Raw genomic sequence first — 397 nt, forward strand, 5'->3', positions numbered from 1 at the left:
GATGATGTGATTGATCAAGTCGATATTGTGATGTTGTTAAGAGTTCATCATGAAAGACACGGCATTGCTGGTGAAGCTAATTTTGCGGCAGAGGAATATCATCAACAATATGGGTTAACTCAGTCAAGATATGATAAATTAAAAGATGAAGCCATTGTCATGCATCCTGCTCCAGTCAATCGAGGAGTCGAAATTAAAAGTGATTTAGTAGAAGCACCCAAATCACGTATTTTCAAACAAATGGAAAATGGGATGTATTTAAGAATGGCAGTTATAAGCGCGCTTTTAAAATAGGAAGGGGTTATTTTAAAATGAAATTAATCAAAAATGGAAAAATCTTAAGAAACGGAATTTTAAAAGATACTGAGATTTTAATTGATGGTAAACGTATTAAAAC

At 33.0% G+C, this 397-nt stretch carries 1 protein-coding gene and 1 pseudogene; both read left to right on the forward strand.

The genetic code is table 11. The features are described from left to right. Window positions 1–294, forward strand: a pseudogene (locus HZY83_RS01205) (aspartate carbamoyltransferase catalytic subunit); the annotation flags it as partial. Window positions 295–311: 17 nt separating this feature from the next. Next, window positions 312–397, forward strand: an 86-nt coding sequence (locus HZY83_RS08315; RefSeq protein ID WP_228098435.1) for a hypothetical protein, incomplete at its 3' end; no start/stop codon positions are given.

Source organism: Gemella sp. GH3 (assembly GCF_013415425.1).
Classification (GTDB): domain Bacteria; phylum Bacillota; class Bacilli; order Staphylococcales; family Gemellaceae; genus Gemelliphila.